1 pseudogene is annotated in these 1,643 nt (G+C 41.9%); it reads left to right on the top strand.

The annotated features are described in order from the left end of the window. Window positions 1-115: 115 nt before the first annotated feature. Window positions 116-1,473: pseudogene (locus tag BO219_RS14350) on the top strand (IS1182 family transposase); the annotation flags it as partial. Window positions 1,474-1,643: the final 170 nt, after the last annotated feature.

The following is a 1,643-nucleotide window of genomic DNA, read 5'->3' as shown; positions in this document are numbered from 1 at the left end:
CCGACACGACATAAATAAAAAAAGAAGCTGACGCATAGTCAGCCTCTCAGCTTGTCGACAAAGTCGACAAGCTGTTTTAATATATAGGTATAAGGGTATAGGAGGGGGAAATCGGATGCTTCAACGTCATCAAGAAGATCGTAGATATGTGGAAACAACGGTAAAGATTGATGACCTTGTTCCTGAGGATCACCTTGTGCGTAAGCTAGAAAAAGCGATTGACTTCTCTTTTATTTACGACATCGTCAAAGACCTATACTCACCCGACCATGGACGACCAAGTATTGATCCGGTTGTGTTGTTCAAAATGTACTTGATCCGTTATATCTTCGGCATTCGTTCGATGCGTGAAACGGTGGAACAAATTCGAACAAACGTAGCCTATCGATGGTTTTTAGGATTGAGTCTTCATGATCCTGTCCCACATCATTCGACACCAAGCAAAAACTACGCACGACGTTTTGCAGGTACAGACGTCTTTCAAAAAATTTTTTCAAGAATCCTCGAAGAAGCCTTTCAACACGGGCTGGTGGATCCAAGTGTCGTATTTGTTGACTCTACCCATGTAAAGGCGAGTGCAAACAAAAGAAAATTCAACACCGAAGTGGCAGAAGTCGAAGCGAAAGCATATCAAGAGGAACTGGAAAAAGAGATTGAACGAGACCGCACCGCACATGGAAAATCTCCATTACCGCCAGAAACAGATAAAAAAAAAAACGAGAAGTGAAGATCAGTAAGACAGATCCCGAGAGTGGGATGTTTGTGAAAAATGAACGCGAACGAGTATTTGCTTACTCCTATCATACGGCTTGTGATCGCCATGGCTGGATCCTTCAATCCTATGTCACAGCGGCAAACGTGCATGATAGTCAAGCCTTTTTCGAACTGTTTGAACGTGTCAAACAGGAAGTGAAGCAGCGCCCGAAAGACGTATGCATCGATGCAGGATACAAGACGCCAGCCATTGCGAAATACCTATTAGAACAAGGGATTGATCCGATTTGGCCATACACTCGTCCAAAAACGAAAGATGGGTTCTTTCGGAAATCTGAATTTGCATATGACGAACATTTTGATTGTTACCTTTGTCCAAATAACCAAGTGTTATCTTATTCAACAACGAATCGGGAAGGTTATCGGGAATATAAATCCAATCCATCTGTGTGCAAGACGTGTCCTTATCTAGAAAGATGCACAGAAAGCAAAAGCCATACAAAAGTGGTCACACGCCATGTTTGGCAAGATTACTACGAAGAAGCCGAGCACTTACGATATGTGCCGGAGCATCGGGAATTGTATGAACGAAGAAAAGAGACAATCGAACGAAATTTTGCAGATTTGAAAGAGAAGCATGGTCTGCGCTGGACAAATTACCGTGGATTGGAAAGAAACCAGATGCAGGCGATGCTTGTTTGTGCTGCGATGAATTTAAAGAAATTAGCAAACTACCTATGGAGAATGGGCACCTCTCCTCTTTTTCACCTATGTATGTCGTTATTTTCGTCGGTTCATCAAGGAAAACAAATATCAAAATGGAACAAAATGGTTGTAAAACAACTGTCTTACAACCATTTTGTCAACAGTCTGAAAGGATGTCCATGGCGGACATCCTTTTATTCATGTAACAATCGAAGCATTTTATA

The sequence above is a fragment of the Anoxybacillus kestanbolensis genome (assembly GCF_001996285.1).
In the GTDB taxonomy this organism is placed as follows: Bacteria; Bacillota; Bacilli; order Bacillales; family Anoxybacillaceae; genus Anoxybacillus; species Anoxybacillus kestanbolensis_A.
This window is presented reverse-complemented; position numbering and strand designations above follow the sequence as displayed.